Source organism: Sphingobacterium hungaricum (assembly GCF_015210005.1).
In the GTDB taxonomy this organism is placed as follows: Bacteria; Bacteroidota; Bacteroidia; order Sphingobacteriales; family Sphingobacteriaceae; genus Sphingobacterium; species Sphingobacterium hungaricum.
Genome location: NZ_MU158698.1, coordinates 2,053,703 through 2,071,935 on the forward strand (window position 1 = coordinate 2,053,703; position 18,233 = coordinate 2,071,935).

At 38.2% G+C, this 18,233-nt stretch carries 17 protein-coding genes; 3 read left to right on the plus strand and 14 right to left on the minus strand.

Translation table 11 applies throughout. The features are described from left to right. Positions 1-42: 42 nt before the first annotated feature. Both holA and C4F49_RS12175 read left to right on the plus strand, forming a co-directional pair. A complete protein-coding gene (gene holA, locus C4F49_RS12170) occupies positions 43-1,053 on the plus strand; it encodes a DNA polymerase III subunit delta (RefSeq protein ID WP_196936106.1) in 1,011 nt (336 codons plus the stop codon). A gap of 330 nt (positions 1,054-1,383) precedes the next feature. Next, positions 1,384-2,016, plus strand: coding sequence for an HdeD family acid-resistance protein (locus tag C4F49_RS12175; RefSeq protein WP_196936107.1), 633 nt, complete (start codon positions 1,384-1,386; stop codon positions 2,014-2,016). An 11-nt stretch (positions 2,017-2,027) separates the two neighbouring features. On the opposite strand, the gene C4F49_RS12180 is transcribed toward C4F49_RS12175, so the two are convergent. The 12 genes from C4F49_RS12180 to C4F49_RS12235 form a co-directional block, all read right to left on the minus strand. Then, on the minus strand, positions 2,028-2,486 hold the full coding sequence (locus C4F49_RS12180) for a GNAT family N-acetyltransferase (protein WP_196936108.1): 459 nt from the start codon (positions 2,484-2,486) through the stop codon (positions 2,028-2,030). Positions 2,487-2,561: 75 nt separating this feature from the next. After that, positions 2,562-5,732, minus strand: a complete 3,171-nt coding sequence (locus C4F49_RS12185; RefSeq protein ID WP_196936109.1) for an efflux RND transporter permease subunit — start codon at positions 5,730-5,732, stop codon at positions 2,562-2,564. A 30-nt stretch (positions 5,733-5,762) separates the two neighbouring features. Then, the gene (locus tag C4F49_RS12190) at positions 5,763-6,872 is read right to left on the minus strand and encodes an efflux RND transporter periplasmic adaptor subunit (protein ID WP_196936110.1); all 1,110 of its coding nucleotides are present in this window, start codon (positions 6,870-6,872) and stop codon (positions 5,763-5,765) included. An 18-nt stretch (positions 6,873-6,890) separates the two neighbouring features. Then, entirely contained in the window at positions 6,891-8,222 is a 1,332-nt protein-coding gene (locus C4F49_RS12195; RefSeq protein ID WP_196936111.1) for a TolC family protein, read from the minus strand. Between the two features lie 10 nt (positions 8,223-8,232). Further along, positions 8,233-8,811 (minus strand): TetR/AcrR family transcriptional regulator, encoded by a 579-nt coding sequence (locus C4F49_RS12200; RefSeq protein WP_196936112.1) that lies wholly within the window; start codon positions 8,809-8,811, stop codon positions 8,233-8,235. A gap of 260 nt (positions 8,812-9,071) precedes the next feature. Continuing rightward, positions 9,072-9,500 (minus strand): c-type cytochrome, encoded by a 429-nt coding sequence (locus C4F49_RS12205; protein ID WP_196936113.1) that lies wholly within the window; start codon positions 9,498-9,500, stop codon positions 9,072-9,074. Further along, the gene (locus C4F49_RS12210) at positions 9,500-10,138 is read right to left on the minus strand and encodes an SCO family protein (RefSeq protein ID WP_196936114.1); all 639 of its coding nucleotides are present in this window, start codon (positions 10,136-10,138) and stop codon (positions 9,500-9,502) included. The genes C4F49_RS12205 and C4F49_RS12210 overlap by 1 nt, the downstream gene beginning before the upstream one ends. Continuing rightward, positions 10,135-10,560 (minus strand): transposase, encoded by a 426-nt coding sequence (locus tag C4F49_RS12215; protein ID WP_196936115.1) that lies wholly within the window; start codon positions 10,558-10,560, stop codon positions 10,135-10,137. Before C4F49_RS12215 ends, C4F49_RS12210 begins: the two co-directional genes overlap by 4 nt. A gap of 32 nt (positions 10,561-10,592) precedes the next feature. Continuing rightward, positions 10,593-11,081, minus strand: a complete 489-nt coding sequence (locus C4F49_RS12220; protein WP_196936116.1) for a DUF4442 domain-containing protein — start codon at positions 11,079-11,081, stop codon at positions 10,593-10,595. 331 nt (positions 11,082-11,412) lie between these two features. Continuing rightward, entirely contained in the window at positions 11,413-12,042 is a 630-nt protein-coding gene (locus C4F49_RS12225) for a uridine kinase family protein (protein WP_196936117.1), read from the minus strand. Position 12,043: 1 nt separating this feature from the next. Continuing rightward, positions 12,044-12,958, minus strand: a complete 915-nt coding sequence (locus C4F49_RS12230) for a DPBB and LysM peptidoglycan-binding domain-containing protein (RefSeq protein ID WP_196936118.1) — start codon at positions 12,956-12,958, stop codon at positions 12,044-12,046. Positions 12,959-12,970: 12 nt separating this feature from the next. Continuing rightward, the gene (locus tag C4F49_RS12235; RefSeq protein WP_196936119.1) at positions 12,971-13,726 is read right to left on the minus strand and encodes a hypothetical protein; all 756 of its coding nucleotides are present in this window, start codon (positions 13,724-13,726) and stop codon (positions 12,971-12,973) included. Positions 13,727-13,763: 37 nt separating this feature from the next. Here C4F49_RS12235 and C4F49_RS12240 point away from each other — a divergent pair, with 37 nt between their 5' ends. Then, complete coding sequence (locus C4F49_RS12240; RefSeq protein ID WP_196936120.1) at positions 13,764-15,113, plus strand: NfeD family protein; 1,350 nt, start codon at positions 13,764-13,766, stop codon at positions 15,111-15,113. A gap of 218 nt (positions 15,114-15,331) precedes the next feature. Here C4F49_RS12240 and C4F49_RS12245 read toward each other — a convergent pair whose 3' ends face one another. Beyond that, positions 15,332-16,906, minus strand: coding sequence for an OmpP1/FadL family transporter (locus tag C4F49_RS12245; protein ID WP_196936121.1), 1,575 nt, complete (start codon positions 16,904-16,906; stop codon positions 15,332-15,334). Positions 16,907-16,975: 69 nt separating this feature from the next. Beyond that, positions 16,976-18,187: a hypothetical protein gene (locus C4F49_RS12250; protein WP_231388299.1), complete on the minus strand. Its 1,212-nt coding sequence runs from the start codon at positions 18,185-18,187 to the stop codon at positions 16,976-16,978. Between the last annotated feature and the right edge of the window lie 46 nt (positions 18,188-18,233).

Here is an 18,233-nt window from a genome sequence, read left to right on the forward strand (position 1 = left end):
CCATGGGGCTGAAGCAGGATGAAAATTGTAATTTCGTATTCTATGGATTTAAATACTTTATTGGCAGATATTAAAAAGAAAAAGGGCTTAAAACCTGTGTATTTGTTGCACGGCGAAGAACCTTACTTTATTGATTTAATCAGCGATGCGGTTGAAAATACCTTGTTGGATGAAGCTCAAAAAGGATTTGACCAAAGTATATTGTATGGAAAAGAAACTGATTTTTCTACGATTGTAAATGCCGCAAAGCGCTATCCAATGATGAGCGATTATCAGGTCATCATCGTTAAAGAAGCCCAAAATTTGAAATGGAAGGATGACGAGCTGTTTTTGCATTATTTAGAAAATCCAACGCCATCTACCATTTTAGTCGTTTGCCATAAATATGGAAAATTCGATAAGCGTAAGAAATCATACAAGGCAGCTGATAAAGCAGGTGTGGTCTTTGAATCATCGAAGCTATATGAAGATAAAATCGGCGCATGGATTACTGGGCAGTTTAATTTTTTAGGAAGGAAAATACATCCTCAGGCATCAGCGATGATGGCCGAATATTTAGGAACTGATTTGTCGAAGGTAGCGAATGAGATTGAAAAATTGGTTTTGAATGTTCCTAAAGAAATTGAAATAGGTGCTGCCGATATTGAGAAGAACATTGGTATAAGTAAGGATTTCAATGTGTTTGAACTGAATACCGCCTTGTCGAAAAGGCAAGCGTTTAAAGCGTACCAAATTGTTGATTATTTCGATGCGAACCCTAAAGCAAATCCGCTAGTAGTGGTTTTCGGAACTTTGGCGGGATATTTTACAAAAGTGTTGAAATACCATTATCTACCTGATAAATCGCCAGCTGTAGCCGCAAAAGAATTGGGCGTTCATCCATTTTTTATTAAAGAATATGAGCTTGCTGCGCGAAATTACAATAGAAAGAAAACCATGAATACCATCCATCTATTGAAAGTTTATGACTTAAAATCAAAAGGGATGCATGTTGGCCCTAACACTGTGCCTGGAGATTTATTAAAAGAGTTGATCTTTAAAATATTGAACTGATTGAGCTAATCAGTTCAATACAATAAAAAAACCTTAGTATTTTTCTGTTGATTTATTCGTTTAGCATCATTATCTGCTTGCTGTTTTTGAATGGATTAAACCTTTTTGTTACGAAGTAAATTTGAGCATCGCCAAATAACCAAGTTTTTAACTAAACTAAAAGTAGAATTAATTTAGTTTAGTTTTAATTGTAGTGTTTTGTAATTAAATTCTATGTATTATTAATTTATTATTGTATTTATTCATTATTAAAAAGCTGTAAATTTTAAGATTATACTATTTTTTATAAAAAAGTTTTAATAATTTTAATCATACAAAAACTATTAAATTATGTCAAACTACATTAAAACTGTACAGAGTACCATTAAATACTGGTACGTACCGGCGATTATTGGGGTACTTTTAATTGCTTTAGGGATTTACTCGATGACTACACCTCTAGAAACTTACGTTGCGTTGGCAATATTCTTTAGTGTAGTCTTTTTCATTTCTGGGATTTTGCAGATTGTTTTTGCGATTTCCAATAAGGATCAGATTGATGGCTGGGGTTGGCAATTGGCAGCGGGGATTTTGTACACCATTGTCGGTTTTTATTTAATGATTTATCCTCAAATTACCATGGCGACGCTACCGTTCGTGGTAGGATTCTACGTGATGTTTCATTCGATTTATCAAATCGCATTTTCGATTGATTTGAATAAATTGAAAGTGAAAAATTGGTGGGCCGTTTTGATATGGGGTATTTTAGGCTTGATTTTATCTTTCCTATTGTTAATTAATCCAATGGTTTCTGGGCTATCATTAGTCTATGCGATTAGTTTGGCGATAGTTATTGCTGGAATTGCAAGCATTACGGTTGCATTCTCATTGAATAGCGTTCGCAAGAAATTTAAAAGTATTCCAGAAGATTTAAGACAACGCACCAGTTCTCTAAATCAGGAATACGATCAACATTTAAAATAATAATGTTTTTCTTATAGTTGGGTTGTTGGTTTAGGTTTGTATGTCATTTCATATAAATCAAATCCATCAGCCCAATAATTTTTAACAATGCGCTGCACAACAAAATCATGCTTCTCATAGAATTGAAAGGCCGTTTGTGATGTCCTAACAGTAATCAAATCTATAGCTGGATTATCGCGTAGAATCGAGAGCCGGTGATTTAGTAACTTGGATCCAAATCCTTTTCCCTGCGCATCAGCATCAACAAAATCCCAGCTTAACTTTCCTCTTTTTGGTTCGTAATTAATTCCCGAAGCGGCTTTAATTTCCCCATGATATTCCAAGACAAAATAGTCCTCTATTTCATTTTCTAAATAGTAGATTAAATCATCGATTTCGCTTACCGCGAAATACGCAGGAACATTGGATTTCATGCAATGGATTACGGATTCTTTGTCCTTTGTTTGATATGCACGGATGATAGCAGTCATATGAAAATATTCTAAAAAATAAACCCTGCAAACATTCATTTGCAGGGTTTAAAAATAATGAATTAGTTGCGCTACTTAATGCGCACTCAAACTTTTCTTTTTCTCTTCGTCAAATCCTGCTTCTAGTTCAGCCAATTTCTTTTTACCATATGCAACGCGTGTAATTACGACGAACAAAACAGGTACGATAAAAATCGCTAATAAGGTTGCAGCAGTCATTCCGCCGAAAACTGTCCAGCCAATTGTTTGGCGTGATGCAGCACCCGCTCCTGTAGAAAGCATAAGTGGAATAATTCCTAATATAAAGGCAAGGGATGTCATGATAATCGGTCTCAATCTCAATTTTACGGCATCTAATGTTGCTTCATACAGATTCATTCCGATATCTACGCGTTCCTTCGCAAATTCAACAATCAAAATCGCATTTTTTGCGGCCAAACCGATAATCGTGACCAAACCAATCTGCGCGAAAATATTATTGTCCAATCTTGGAATCAGAATCAATGTCAAAATCGCACCGAATACGCCTAGCGGAACGGATAATAAAATAGAAAATGGAACTGACCAACTCTCGTACAAAGAGGCTAGGAGTAGGAATACGAATAATATACACAATCCGAAAATCATGATCGTCTGGCTTCCCGACTCTTTTTCCTGAAGAGAAAGTCCTGAAAAAGCGTATGAATAGCCTTCTGGTAAAACTTCTGCTGCGACTTCTTCCAATGCATTTAACGCATCACCAGAACTATATCCCGGTGCGGCATCTCCACTTACTTCAATCGAACGGAAGATATTAAAGTGATTGACAAATGATGGAGCCTTAATCAATTCATAAGAAACAAGTGGTGCCAAAGGAACTGCATTTCCTGCAGCATTCGTTACATACAGCTTGTCAATATCTTCAATTTGCATCCGATACATTGTGTCAGCTTGGGAAACGACACGGTAATTACGGCCGTATTTCGTAAAGTCGTTGATATACGTACTTCCTAAATATGCTGAAATCGTACTGTAAATATTGGACACCGGAACACCCATACGTTTCGCCTGTTCTCGATCCACCTTCAGTTTATAGTTTGGCGAGTTGGTGTTGAATAGGGTATAGGAACGGCCTACTTCAGGACGCTCATTTACTGCCGCTATGTATTTCTGCGTAACGGCCGCAAATTCTTGGATATCCACTGATGTCTGATCTTGAATTTGCAACGAGAATCCTCCGGAAGAACCCAATCCAGGAATTGCTGGAGGCGTAACGGCTAAGACAACCGCTTTGTTGTAATTGCTGAAATCACGCATAATTCCGTTGACGATATCTCGATTTGATCGGGTACGTTCGCCCCAAGGAATCAAGGAAACAAACATGGAACCTCCGTTTGGTTTTGGAGCACGGTTCAAGATGTTATTTCCAGAAATCTGAGTAATGTATTTAATTTCAGGATAGGTGCTTTGGAGCGAATCGGCAATTTCTTTCAGAACCTCATCCGTTCTCGCGCTTGATGATCCTTCCGGCAGGTTGATACCGACAGTAAACACGCCATTATCTTCTGCAGGAATAAATCCGGTTGGTTTTGAAGTAAACATCCAGCCCGTTCCAATGAAAATACAGAGTAAAATCACCAACACCAAAGGAGCTGCTTTAATGGATTTTTGTACACCTTTCGAATAACCTTGAGTTACTTTATCGAACCATACATTGAATTTATAAAAAAGCTTATTCAATCCTTTAGAATCCTTATTGACTTCCGAAGGCCGAAGCATAATCGAACATAAAGCCGGTGTCAATGAAAGGGCAATAAAGGCAGACAGCATCACCGAAACTGCAATCGTTATCGCAAATTGCTGATACAACAAACCAACCATTCCGGGAATAAACCCTACCGGAACAAATACAGCGGCCAAAATTAAGGCAATTGCAATTACCGGCGCTGTAATATCCTTCATCGCTTTAATGGTTGCTTCTTTCGCACTCAACTTCTCATGATCAATGTAATGCTGGACGGCCTCGACGACGACGATCGCATCATCGACCACAATCCCGATGGCGAGTACAAAGGCCAACATCGTCAGGTTATTGATTGAAAACCCGAATAAATTAAAGAAGATAAACGTTCCGATAATCGAAACTGGAATTGCAAGCAAAGGGATTAAAGTTGCTCTCCATGACTGCAAGAAGAAAAATACAACCAGCGTTACTAAAATTAAAGCTTCAACTAAGGTGTGAATTACGGCATTGATGGATGCATGGACAACCGAAACTGTCTCATAACTCACGACATAATCCACATCGTAAGGAAATGATTTTTTCAATTCTTCCAACGACGCATAAATTCCATCGGCCGTTTCTACCGCATTTCCGCCAGGTGTTTGATAAATCATCATCCCGGAAGAAGTTTGTCCATTTACTTTGGTAAATGTTGTGTAGTTGAATTGACCTAATTCTACACGAGCAACGTCTTTTAACAGTACATTCGAGCCGTCCGTATTCGTTTTGACAATAATGTCTTCGAAATCCTGAACTTCCGACAGGTCACTGTCCGTAATAATCGGGTATTCAAAAACCTGCGTAGATTCTTGAGGACGTCCACCGACACTACCACCCGGCATTCTTGAATTTTGTTCTTGAATAGCTGTACTGATTACAGCAGGTGTTAGATTTAAATTTGCTAATTTATTAGCATCAAGCCAAATACGCATGGAGAAAGGTTGGCCAAAAGCCATAACATCACCCACACCTTTGACACGCATAATCTCATCTTTCAAATAGAGATTGGTGTAATTTGCTAAAAAATTATTGTTACGCGTTCCATTAGGCGAAATCAGCGAAACCATCATCAAAACGTCCGAGTTGGCTTTCCGAGTAACAACTCCTAAACGCTTAACCGCTTCTGGTAATACGGGTTCAGCAATTCCAACTCTGTTCTGAACGTCTAAGGTTGCAATATCGATATCTGTACCAACTTCAAACGTGACCGTGATTCGAGACGAACCATCTGATGTACTCGTAGACTGCAAATAAAGCATGCCCGGAGTACCATTAATCTGACTTTCAATCGGTGTCGTTACCGTTTGCTCAACGGTCTGTGCATCTGCTCCAGTATAGGTCGCGCTCACAGAAACTGTCGGTGGTGCAATATTTGGATACTGACTGATCGGTAAAGTGTATATGGAAATCCCTCCGATGATACATATCAAAATCGATATGACCATGGCCGTTACGGGTCGCTTGATAAAAACTTCTGAAATCATTTATTGTGATTTAAATTGAGCGTTAAATTTTTAGTTCTTTTTTGTGCTTACTTTTCCGCCTTCAACGATGCTATTTGCACCATCAACGATAACCACATCTCCAGCATTTAATCCAGAGGTAATAACCACTTTGTCTTCGAATTTACTTCCTAATTTCACTTCTTTGAACACAGCCGTACTGCTATCGCTGATAGTGAAGACGTTGTAAACACCTAACTGTTCAACAACAGCTTTGTAAGGAACAATTAATTCTTCAGCATCTGAAAGCGTCGAAATATTTAATAACAGATTCATCCCCACGCGAAGTTTTTGTTGGTTGTTATTGAATGTTGCCCTAACTTTAAGCGTTCCCGTATTGCGGTCAACAGCGCGATCCATGGTTGAAATAAATCCAGGTTCGTCATACGATGTTCCGTTTGGCAAAGTGACTTTGATTGCGTTTGTTGCTTTGTTTTTTTGAAGATCGACAATTCTGTCAATTTCTTTTTCATTGATCTGGAACTCGACTGCAATTGGATTTGTCGAAGAAATCGTATTCAACAAAGTTGTCCCTGCCGAAACCAAAGCGCCATTACGAACCATCGAAATACCGACAGTTCCAGCAAACGGTGCTGTAATGACCGAACGGTTTAAGTTGGTTGTGGCAGTGCTCAATGCTGCGCGAGCACCTTGAACCTGCGCTTGCTGATTGTTTAAATCTGTTTCCGCATAATCCACTGTTTGCTTCGCAATAGCATCTTTCGCTTGCAACGTTTTATAACGCTCCACATCTTTCTTCACGCGCTCATAGTTCGATTCTGCGATATTTAAATTGGCTTTTGCCTGATCTACCTCTGCGACGTAGCGCGTTCTGTCGATTTCATATAAACGCTGTCCTTTACTGACGGATGCACCATCACTGACATAAATGTTGGTGATGTATCCCGAAACTTCTGCTCTAAGTTCGGTTTCGTTCAGAGCAACAACCGTTGCCGGGAAATTTCGGATGGCAGTCACAATTTCAGATCCAACGACCGAAGTCGTTACAGGAACAATCTTTTCTTGGGGACCAGCCTGATTAGTATTATTTTTATTACCACATGCATGCAGAAAGAATGCAAATACAGTAAGTGAAGCGGCGAAAGATATAGTGGATTTCATGTTATAAAAATAATTTGATTATTGAATAGGTATAATTCCCAAAGCTTTTTGAACATCTATTTTACTAGATAATACAGCAAACAAGGCGTTTAAATAATTGAGTTGACTGGTTCTTAAATCTGTTTCCGCAGTCATTAGATCCAAATAGGTTTTAATGCCGGAATCATATTGTAGTTTTAATGTATTGTAGACTTCTTCGGATAGGAGCACATTGTCTTTGGAATTTTTCCATTCGATGATGTTCGCTTTATAACTTGCCATCGCTGCCGAATATTCCGTATTGATAACGTTATTAAGTTCCTTCATGTCCCAATCCAATTGCGTTTCCATTAACTCGGATCTGCGAACTTCCTGAATGCGTTTCATTCCTTGGAAAATTGGCATCGTTAACGAAAGGCCAACGCTTGAGCTTGGTAAATTATTTGTATACAATTGAGTAAAGCTGTTGTTGACGTAGTTGAAATTATAATTGCCATAAGCACTCAGCGTAGGTAAAAAAGTCCATTTGTGGTATTGTGTATTTAATTGCTGAATAGACTGTAGTGTTTCCAATTGTTTAAATTCAATTCTCGTTTTTGGGTCGATGGTCGTCACGGTATCCATAAAAATTTTCGATTCCATGTCTTCATCGTTGTACGACAAATCCAATGGGTATTTATTGGAGATACCAAGCAATTGTTTCAAATAGTCGTATTTGTATTTTCTGATTTCAACGGTCTGTTTAAGTTCTGCTTTGCTGTTATTAAGCGAAATTTGTGCACGTTTAAAATCCGTCTTATCGACCATACCGACCTCATACTGTACATGCGAATCATTGTACTGTTTCTGCAAGCGAATGATGTTCTCTTCGATAATAACAATTTGTTTTTCTGTAGTCAATATATCGTAGTAAGCTTTGCTCACATCGACTACCGTATTGATTTTTGAGGTTTCAGTCGTTTGTTTGTATTGCTCGCGGATAAATTTTGAAGCTCTTGATGCCTGTAGCAATGAAGGATCGAAAATGGTTTGGTTCGCTTGAAACAACAAGGAACTTGAATTTTCTTGTCCCATTTGAATGGCATTTCCCCCGACAATCGACGTCGGAACGATTAGGAAATGATTTAAACTCCCCGTTCCGTTGACCTGAGGATACCATCCTGAAATAGCAGAGGCGATTTCGCGCTCTCCGATTTCCTCGCCGATATATGCTTTCTTTATGCTGATCGTGTTCTTTAATGCAAAATCTAATAATTCTTCCAAATTTGCATTTGGTGATAAATTAATGGTAGAATCTTGCGATAACCCCTTGGTTACCCAAGAAGCCGTGAAGAGCATGGCTAGTCCTAAAACTTTAAAGGTTAATCTCATTCTTAGTGTGTTATTTTTTTACGCCGGTCCAGATAATGTCAATAATCTCTGTTAAATACTGCTCCTTATATTCCACTTTTCCATAAAGCACTTTCTTCGCGAAAGAGACAAGTCCACCAATGCATGCAGAACTTAGAATGTGGACATTCTTGTCTTTTAATTGGCCGGAATGAATTCCTTCCATTAAAAAATCATAAATTTTATTGTCGTGGCACAAGTATTTTGATTTCTCATCGTAAGAATGGTCGTTATATGGCGAAGAATAAAACTGCTCCATAAAACTGAACATATCGACATTTTTGAGATAAAAATCAGTGAATCGTTGAAAAATTATAAAGAAATGGCTTTTATAAGAGTCATTTTTATCAATTGTTTCGAAAATATAATTGTAAAGCTCGTTTTTGCAGTGGTAATAAATCTCTTGGATAAGGTTGTCCTTAGAAGGGAAATAATGGTAAATGGTACCAATGGAAACGTTCGATTTTTTAGCAATCATACTCATGGCTGTGCCATGAAACCCGTTCTCGTGAATAAGTGTTAATGTGGCGGAAAAAATTCCTTCTCGTTTATCTATCAATTGAACGTTCATTCTAGTAGCAAATGTATCAATTAATCCGATGCCCTTTTGTCAAAAAGTTGTTATACGAGAAAATTTTTTAATCGGAATATGCTAGTTTATTGGCTCAAAAATCAAGAAAAATGAATTTTATTACAAATAATTAAAAATAATTAAAAAATTATTTGCAAAGTGTAGGAAATACACTTATCTTTGTGGTATCATAATTTAGGTTTATAATTGGTTAGTAAAGGTTTTCATTCTCCCCGTTTGAAAACCTTTTTTTATGCCTATTATTGACAGTTTTCAAGCTGTTTATTCACGTCATCTACACTCACTTTTGTTTCACTGTTTCCAAATTCCGTCGTGATGTAGGTAATCAGGTAAGCAATATCTATTGGAGTTAAGGTAGGATTTTCAGGCATTTTGCTGTTGTAAGCTATTCCATGAACATGAATCGTGGTATCGATGCCATATTTTATGTAGCAAGCCAGTTTATCTTGATGTTCTTTATAAAATAGCGTATCGTCCAGCGGAGGATAGAGTTTGCCAAGGCCTTTGCCATCTGCTCCATGACAGTTTTGGCAATGTGTCGCAAACAGCTTTCGTCCGTTAGCAACGTATTGCGCTTTCTCAACACTTTCTTTTGATTGGCAATTGCTAAATGCAATTACCAATCCCAATATTGCGAATAGGCTAGTCGATAATTTGAAACTTGGCATTACTCATATTCCTTAAGCAAGGTCTCCACATCGTTGAAAAGCAATTGAACCTGCTCGTCGTCTGTACCGTCGTACGCTGCGCGGATTCGTTTGTCATGGTCTACCAAGACTAAATATCCCTGATGGTCATAACCTCCCGGAACATTTTTGTCTTCTTTGGCGTAGACAAAATAATTGTCCGCCATTTTATAAATCGATGCTTTGTCGCCGGTTACAAATTGCCATTGTTCTGAATCAACACCTAATTTGTTTGCATAACTTTTTAAAACCGATGGGCTATCGTATTTAAAGTCTATGCTGTGCGACAGAAATGCGATGCGAGGATCGCCTTTATATTTTTCATAAAACTTCAACAGATTGCGTTGCATCGTTGGACAGATGGTCGGACAATGCGTGAAAAAGAAATTACTGATATAAATTTTGTTTTCAAACACTTTATTAGTGATGATCACGCTATCCTGATTCAGAAATTCATAATTTGGAATCGTATGATAAATCGTATCGACTATAGTTTTGCCATCGACAACTTTTTCTTCCGCTTCGCGGTTACCGTAAATGGGTAATTTTTTCTTTTCTGTTTGGCAAGCCAATAAAGAAAGCCCGACCAGAAAAGAAAAAATAAAATGGATTCTTATCATTTTCTGAATGGGCTAAGTTTTGTTTCAGATTCTTTTGAAACATCATCAAACTGTTTTTTCATGGCCGTAACGTTATCAACTTCTGCTTGTTGATAAGCCACATCCGTGCTATCCAAGCTGTAATCTTTCATCCAGATCATCATGTTATCCGTCGCAGCTTCTAAATTAACTTTTAATGAAGTCAATTCCGTTCTTGTAGTTGTTGTATCCAATTCTGGATTAGCGACTTTTATTGCGTTCAGATTTAACAAAATTGAATCGATTTCAATAGTTGCTTTATCAAACGAAGAAATTTGAGGCATGATTTCATCGTGGATGGCGATGGCTTGGTCTGCCAATTTCTTGTCTTCTGCTTCTTTTTTATTCTGGCAAGAAACCAAAACTCCTGCTAAAAGTACGGGCACTAAATATATTTTTTTCATGTTCAATTGAATATAAATGTTATAAATTATGATTATCCTTTTTTTGTTCGGTCAATAATGTAATTCAAATCTCGAATGTAAACTTCGTTCGTTGCTTGGGCACACAAAACTCCCTTAAGGTCATAAACATCTGTCTGAAATGTTTTGATCACTTTTCCACGGGTCTTAATGATCTCCAAAGCTTCATCTATTTCTTCGGGAATCAAGCGTATGGAAATTTTTAATTTGTTAGTCCCAGGTTTTAAGAAAGAGATTTGAGACGATTTTAGCCATGCTACGGTTTTTGACAAACCCTTGGCTTGGAAAATCTGATCCAATAAAATGGAATGCAAAGGGTCCAACGATGAAAAGATGGTGCCGCCAAAAATAGTTTTATTGGCATTGATGTTCAGAAAACTTTTAGAAATGGTTACATCGATTCCCATAAAATCCGGATGAATTTTATTTACCCAGATTCGTTGAAAGAAAAAGGGGGGATATGTCCTCAAAATCCATTTGAGTTGCTTGGGCGTAAATTTCATGGTACAAAAATAAGACTTATCCTTTTCAGGTCTAAGAAATTTCTAGTATTGACAAAAAATTAAGTGATTGAAATGATTTTTGCGGAAAATTCTGCTTCTAAATGATGCGAAGCATCAAATAGTCCGATTAACGGTCTGGACATTTTTTGCAACGTTTGCCCTTCTTAAATTTCTTGCAACATTTTTTAAAGTCGCAGTTACTGAACTCAGAATAGGGGTTTAAGCCTTTTGTTTGTTCAAAAGGGCTAACAGAAACGCTGTTGTTAATGATGTGTAATTCGTAAAGCATTGCTGCCACAAATATAGAAATAAAATTTTATTTAAATTGATTCTAAATTACATTCACTCGCAAATCATTTGCTATGCTATCGGTAATGCTATGCAATACGACCGGATCGTCGGTGTTATTGCGTATAACTAAATCACAGCTCTCGCGAAACGGCAATAAATATTCATTATAAGAAGGCACAACATGGTTCACCCATTTATACATCACATCATCTTCATCATAACCTCGTTCGATTAAATCACGCTTTAAACGTCTTTTTAATGCAATCGATTCGTCTGCATCCATAAAGATTTTGTAATCCAGAAGTTCATTGATTTCCGAGTAATGAAAAATGAACAACCCTTCAACCACCAAAATTCTAGCTGGTTTTATTTCCAACAGTTTAGGCGTAAGTTCAGGATTATTGAAGGTGTATTCTTGCTTATAAATAGTGTTGCCGTCAAATAGGCTTTTTATGTCCTTGAAAAAAGAATCCCTATCGATTGATGTTGGAATATCAAAATTGTACAAGCGATTTTCTTCCTGAGTTTTGGTATTGGCAGGAATGTAATAATCATCTTGAGAAATTAAGGTAATTTCTTCTTCGGAAAAATGATTCAAAAAGTTTTTTAGAAAAAATGTCTTTCCAGAACCGCTGCTGCCAGCGATTCCTATAACATATGGTTTCTGCATGCTACTCAAAATTTAATGGGACTCCGTAAGTAATTTCAACCAAAAAACGCCTGTCATGCACGCCAATATAGGACGCAGCCGACTTAGACAACACAACGATGGCATCTTGTGTATCGACGTTATCAGAAAATTTACCTACAACTTTTGCATAAGTTACATTATTCGTAATGGGGTTTGTGATTTTAAGGATTGTGCCTATTGGTGCGGATTTGTGCAAAGCCAAATTGCTTTTTCCATCTGATTCCAGATTATCCATCCAGATACCAACGCCTTTTTCTTTCTTCTCGCGAATACCGTATTTATTTGCTTCAAACGCGCTTAAATCTACCGTTGGTTGCTCGATTGGAACGGGTAGGGGAATAATTTCGATTGGTTCTGGTTCTGGCTCAGGAATATTTCCGTTTGGAATTTTTAAAAGCATGCCATCTCGCAGGCTGTCAGAAGTTAAATTATTTGCTCGTTTTAAGTCAGGAACATTAGTTCCGAATTTTTTCGCAATGGAATACAAAGTTTCACTTTTGCTTACTTTATATTCTGTAAAAATGTCTTGAGGCCTGATTTCCTGAGCTGGTTTTGACGCTTGGTTTGGGTTGATCAATATAGGTGCTGTGGATGTAGCTTTTCTGCCTGTCGGAACTTTAACGGTGTCGCCAAGTTTCAAGTTCTTTTTGTTATTGGCATCCATAACTGTTTTAACCGGAACATTATATTGTCTGCCTAATTGATAGTAAGTGTCATTTCGAACAACTTTATGGATGATGTAAACTTCTCCATTAATAATTTCTGTTCCAACGGAATCCGGAACAAGCGTAAGTGTCGTTGATTTCGCTTGTAATTCAGTTGAAAATAACATTCCAAAAAATAAGAACGCTATTACTTGCTGTGGAATAGATAATTTCAATACGCTAAAATTCATAATAATTTGCAATTATACTAAATACGAAACAATTTCTTGTTTATTATATGACATTAGAAAGATTTGGTTGCCTACCTGAAAATAAGGTTGGGGGATTTGTTTTTCTAAATCTTCAAGTATGACCTCCGAAACTAAAATTTGGTTTAAATCACTAATGCATAATTTTAAATTGTATCCTTTGTGCTGCTTCTGGTGAAAGCACCATAGGTATAAGTCATCAAGTTTACTCATCCAAAGACTTCCGTCATAATCGATTTTATCTAAAACAGCAGGTTTTTGAAATTCGATGGCATAAGGATAAGCGATGTTGTTTGTGGGTCTCGTTAGCTGCGGAACTGCTGCTTGTTGGATTTTCTGGCCGCTTTCCAGTTGGATATATTCGTCCATGCCAGAGGCAAAAAGGCGGTGTTTGACTTTCAGCACCGAAGTATAAACATCCAATAAACTATATTCGTAGGATCTTAAGATTTCTTGTTTTGTAACAAAATCTAAAATCAGCAGGCCTTCTTTTGTTGGCGTGTTTTCCCCGATTTTCTTAAAAATAAGGTATGTGGATTGTATAGAATCCAAAGTCCAGTCTTTTTCCAGCAAGGGATAATCGAGTAGGATGGGATTGCCGTTGAATGCTATGACAGAAATAAACACATCCGTAGAATCTGGTTCACGGGTTTCTACCGCTATGTATTTTTGTTGATTATCGACCTCTATCTTCCAAATAATCGCTGGAAATTTTCTTTGAAAAGCTTTATTAATCGTATATTTAGTCATTCTCAAAACTACGTTTTGGCAGATTATCTATTAAAATATGAACAAAATTACGAAATCAATTTGGCCCTTTCTCCTCTTTTTTCTTGTTATAACATTTAATGGCTATGCGCAGAAAATTTATAAGGTGGAATTGCAAGACGAGATTGGCCCAAATGCTTGGCGTACAATTAAGAAAGCATATGAAGGCGCGGTAGAGGCAAAGGCCGATTATTTTCTAATCGATTTGAATACATTTGGCGGTGCTGTAAATTTTGCAGATTCCATCCGTTCGCAGTTGTTGGATTCCAAAATTCAGACGATTGTATATGTCAATAACAATGCGGCGTCTGCTGGAGCATTGATTGCATTAGCATCAGACAAAATTTACATGCACAACGGTGGGAGTATAGGCGCGGCAAGTGTGGTCAATGGTTCTGGAGAGATCATGCCAGAGAAATACCAGTCGTATATGCGAGGATTGATGCGCGCTACGGCGGAAGCCAAAGGGCGTGATCCTAAAATAGCTGAAGCTTTTGTAGATCCAGAAATCTCTTTGCCAACTTATAAGGAAGATGGAAAGCTATTGACTTTTACTGCAACAGAAGCCGTCAATGCTGGAGTCGCTGTCGCTGCGGTTGCCAATGAAAATGCAATTTATACAAATTTAAAGATTGAAAATCCGACAGTTGTTCAGCACGAAATCACGTTTATCGATTCGCTCATTGCCTTGTTAATCAATCCGATTGTGAGCGGACTATTGATTTTGGGGATTATTGGTGGCATCTATATGGAGTTGCAGACACCGGGAATTGGTTTCGCTTTAGTCGTCGCGCTGGTTTGTGGAGCCCTGTTTTTCGCGCCGTTGTACCTTCAGGGTTTGGCCGATAATTGGGAAATTGCGCTGTTTGTGATAGGCGTTATTTTGCTCGCCCTCGAAATTTTCGTGATTCCCGGATTCGGCCTGCCCGGAATTTTAGGAATTATTTTTATGTTATGTGGTTTGGCATTCTCAATGGTGTCAAATGATTATTTGGATTTTAAATTTACTCAACCTGGTTTATTAATGAACTCGTTTTTAATTGTTGTAGGCGCTATGGTGCTTACTGTTGTCTTAATGGTCTTATTTGGCAAGGATCTATTGAAATCCTCAGCCTTCAAAAAACTTGTTCTTCAAGATGAACAAACCGCCGAAACCGGGTATACATCATCTGTTCCAAAATTGAATCTGATCAATCGAAATGGGATTGCGAAAACTGTGCTTCGTCCTGCCGGAAAGATTGAAATTGACGATGTTTGGTACGATGCCGTGGCCTTAGACGGCTTCATTGACGTAGGTGAAGAAATCTATGTCGAGAAACACGAAAACTACAACCTGTTCGTCAGAAGAGTAGCAGAAAAGAAAGCTTAACGTCTTGACCCGCTTTAGGCGTTAGGCTTTAAGCGATAAGCCGACTTTCCTTAGATAAGATCGATTGTTTCACATGTACTTTAACTAACGTAAACACCCTCACATAACCGCTATACTTTTTTACTTTTGAATTTTTACTTTTGAATTTTTTACGTTTTACTTCAAAAAAAATCGGGCGGAATAAAATTCCGCCCGATTTTTTTTGGACTGTAGTTACCTTAGAATTTTGCCCCTAAAGTCAATACTGCATTAGTACGATTTACGGTAATATCTGCTACCGGACTTGCCGTTCCCCAGAATTCTTGATCGTAAACATAAGGACTTTCGCTATATTTCAATATCGAATGCTGAACCGCTAAATCTAAATAAAGTGAACTATTTAATTTAACGCCAAGTCCCAAACTACCATTGTAATTCGAGTTATCCGCATTTTTATAAGGGGTGCCAAAATAATTAACACCCGCACGTCCGCTCAAAAAGGAATTAATAAGGACTTCGCCACCCAATCGCGCATTAATAGCCGCTTTGTAGGTTTCTTTAATGCCATTATTAGTATCGTCGATATACCTAGTATATGCATTATCCATATACATTCCGTCAATTTCGCGGTAACGAGTAGAACTGTAATCAACAAATTCAGCATCAGCTGTAATTAATCCTCTGCTGAAAAATTTCGTTGCTCCTAAACTAAATTTGAACGGTGTTCTGACATTATAGTCAGTCGGGTCAATTGGATCTATTACTAATCTGTTATAACCAAATCTTGTGTCTGTATTCTCGTCATCATAGAAACTAGTTTCTTTATACGTATACAGATGATCGCTTATCGTCATCCAGGTCGGAGTCTGAATAGTGACACCAATATTCCAGTCTTCTTTTGGTTTATAGATAAAACCTAATTTAAAATCAAATCCAGAACCTCTGCTAGAATATCCATAATTGTCAACTAAATCATAACTCGCATCTAAGTACTGGTTTGCGTCATTTGTTGGGTCCAAGAATACAGAATTTGGATTATTTGCAGCTACCGCGGCAGCATCTTTTGTCCATCCATATTCGCCAAAATGCTTGCTAGCATCATAGCGCAATGAAGTAAATCCAAAGCTAACACCTACGTAGAATTTGTTGCTGTAATTACCGCCGAATGATAAATTCGTTCTTGAATTATAACCTGTTTCTACCAATTCGTTTTGCTGATACTTTGCATCACCCTCTCTAGTGATTGGGAAAAAACCTTTGCTAGCATCTCCATAAGGCTCTACCAAATACGTGTCTTGAAAATCTTCTTGCCAAGTCGCATCTTGATACATCAAGTCTGTGTAAGACTGAACGATGGTACTGTTCGAATTTGTACCTCCATAAAACAGGTGATTCGTAAAGTTATTGGTTTTATTATAGGAAACACCCACGTTAAAATTCAACCAGCCTTTGTCTAAATTACCGCCATTTCTGTAAGTAGGCATGTGCAAAACAATACCTGCATTATCCACACCGAAATTATTTTTCGATTGTGAATTTGTTTCTCCAAAGTAAGAACCTTTATTTTTAGTGTTTAGATAACTTCCAGTCACAGAAAAATCTGATTGACCAAAGAAACCCAATCCTGCGGGGTTGCCAGAGATGGAACTGATATCACCACCCAAAGCTGTCTGAGCACCTCCAAGTCCTTTGAATCGTGCTGTTCCATTATTGAATTCCTGAGAAATAATCAGCGCGTCTTTAACAGATTGAGCTTGAGTTAAAATTGTTCCTACGGATAATAATGTTGTTAGTAAAGTAACTTTTTTTATCATAAGTTTATAGTAATTGCAAAAAAATAGCCAATAGATATTTTTATTGGCTATTCTATATGTTCTAACGAATTATCTTCTACCTCCTGATCGAGATGAACCACCGCCACCTCCAGAGCCGCCACGTGAAGAACCACCGCCACCACCGCTTGACATCGATCCACCTGAGCTTCCTCTGCTCATTGAGCTACTGCTTGGTTGAGGAGTAGAACGTGTAGGCGCGCTGCTGCGTGACGATCCAACATTTGAAGATGATGGAGCTGAACGCGTAGTGTTTCCTTGCGTAGAGCGTGAAGAAGTTGATACTCCTTGAGTTGAACGAGTTCTGCTAGAAGAGTTAATCGTTCCACGTTGAGTACTTGATCCAGTTCCTACTGAAGTTCTGCTGCCTGATCTGCTAGATGAACCCACTGAAGTTCTGCTTCCGTTCACCGAAGAACCCACTGCAGTTCTAGTTCCCACTGAAGTTCTAGTACCGCTTCTGTCCGAAGAACCAACCGAAGTTCTCGTTCCGCTTCTTGATGTTGTTCCTACAGCTGTTCTTGAACCGCTTCTTGATGAAACTGCAGAACGTCCGCCAGTGCTTGTGATACGTCCGCTAGCGTCTCTTGTAATTGCCGAACGGTTAGAACTTGAACCTGATCTGCTCGATGCAGAACGTACATTGTAGTTATCTCTTGAACGCATCGTGCTGCTTCGGTTAGATGCTACACGGCCTGGTCTGTAGCCTCCATTGTAGTAACCTCCGCCATAACCGTATCCGTAATAAGGGTGACCCCATCCATTATAGAATGAATTGAAGCCCCAGTAATTGTATGGGTTGTAATAACCGAATCCGTATGGGTAACCGAATCCCATGCCGAATCCCATTCCCCAGCCGCCGCCCCAGCCCCAGCTAGACCAACCGAATCCCATGCCTGCGTATCCGAACCAAGGGTCGAACCATGGATCATAATACATCATGCCTGGACTTGCGTAGTAAAAGCGATTGATGCGGTCAGCATATTCTAAATCGTCATATTCATCTTCGTAATATGCTTCATCCGAATATTCATCCGCATAGTATTCGCTAATACCTGTATCTAATAATTGGTCTTCATCAGCGTCAACCACTGCTTGCTCATCTGAGTAATAATAATCAGGACTTTGGTAAGCTACGCTCGCCGTATTCCGATTATTATATACATCATCTCTATAAGTCACTTGACGACTTGTAGAACAAGAACTTAGTATCAGCGATGCCGCTAACAAAAATCCTCCATATATAACATTGTTCTTTTTCATAATATTCACAGCCTTAAAAATTCGATTATACAGTCTTATTTTCTAT

Excerpts from the sequence above, each read along its gene's own strand:
- holA (WP_196936106.1), top strand. The coding sequence starts at position 43 with ATGGATTTAAATACTTTATTGGCAGATATTAAAAAGAAAAAGGGCTTA.
- C4F49_RS12175 (WP_196936107.1), top strand. The coding sequence starts at position 1,384 with ATGTCAAACTACATTAAAACTGTACAGAGTACCATTAAATACTGGTAC.
- C4F49_RS12180 (WP_196936108.1), bottom strand. The coding sequence starts at position 2,486 with ATGACTGCTATCATCCGTGCATATCAAACAAAGGACAAAGAATCCGTA.
- C4F49_RS12185 (WP_196936109.1), bottom strand. The coding sequence starts at position 5,732 with ATGATTTCAGAAGTTTTTATCAAGCGACCCGTAACGGCCATGGTCATA.
- C4F49_RS12190 (WP_196936110.1), bottom strand. The coding sequence starts at position 6,872 with ATGAAATCCACTATATCTTTCGCCGCTTCACTTACTGTATTTGCATTC.
- C4F49_RS12195 (WP_196936111.1), bottom strand. The coding sequence starts at position 8,222 with ATGAGATTAACCTTTAAAGTTTTAGGACTAGCCATGCTCTTCACGGCT.
- C4F49_RS12200 (WP_196936112.1), bottom strand. The coding sequence starts at position 8,811 with ATGAACGTTCAATTGATAGATAAACGAGAAGGAATTTTTTCCGCCACA.
- C4F49_RS12205 (WP_196936113.1), bottom strand. The coding sequence starts at position 9,500 with ATGCCAAGTTTCAAATTATCGACTAGCCTATTCGCAATATTGGGATTG.
- C4F49_RS12210 (WP_196936114.1), bottom strand. The coding sequence starts at position 10,138 with ATGATAAGAATCCATTTTATTTTTTCTTTTCTGGTCGGGCTTTCTTTA.
- C4F49_RS12215 (WP_196936115.1), bottom strand. The coding sequence starts at position 10,560 with ATGAAAAAAATATATTTAGTGCCCGTACTTTTAGCAGGAGTTTTGGTT.
- C4F49_RS12220 (WP_196936116.1), bottom strand. The coding sequence starts at position 11,081 with ATGAAATTTACGCCCAAGCAACTCAAATGGATTTTGAGGACATATCCC.
- C4F49_RS12225 (WP_196936117.1), bottom strand. The coding sequence starts at position 12,042 with ATGCAGAAACCATATGTTATAGGAATCGCTGGCAGCAGCGGTTCTGGA.
- C4F49_RS12230 (WP_196936118.1), bottom strand. The coding sequence starts at position 12,958 with ATGAATTTTAGCGTATTGAAATTATCTATTCCACAGCAAGTAATAGCG.
- C4F49_RS12235 (WP_196936119.1), bottom strand. The coding sequence starts at position 13,726 with ATGACTAAATATACGATTAATAAAGCTTTTCAAAGAAAATTTCCAGCG.
- C4F49_RS12240 (WP_196936120.1), top strand. The coding sequence starts at position 13,764 with ATGAACAAAATTACGAAATCAATTTGGCCCTTTCTCCTCTTTTTTCTT.
- C4F49_RS12245 (WP_196936121.1), bottom strand. The coding sequence starts at position 16,906 with ATGATAAAAAAAGTTACTTTACTAACAACATTATTATCCGTAGGAACA.
- C4F49_RS12250 (WP_231388299.1), bottom strand. The coding sequence starts at position 18,187 with ATGAAAAAGAACAATGTTATATATGGAGGATTTTTGTTAGCGGCATCG.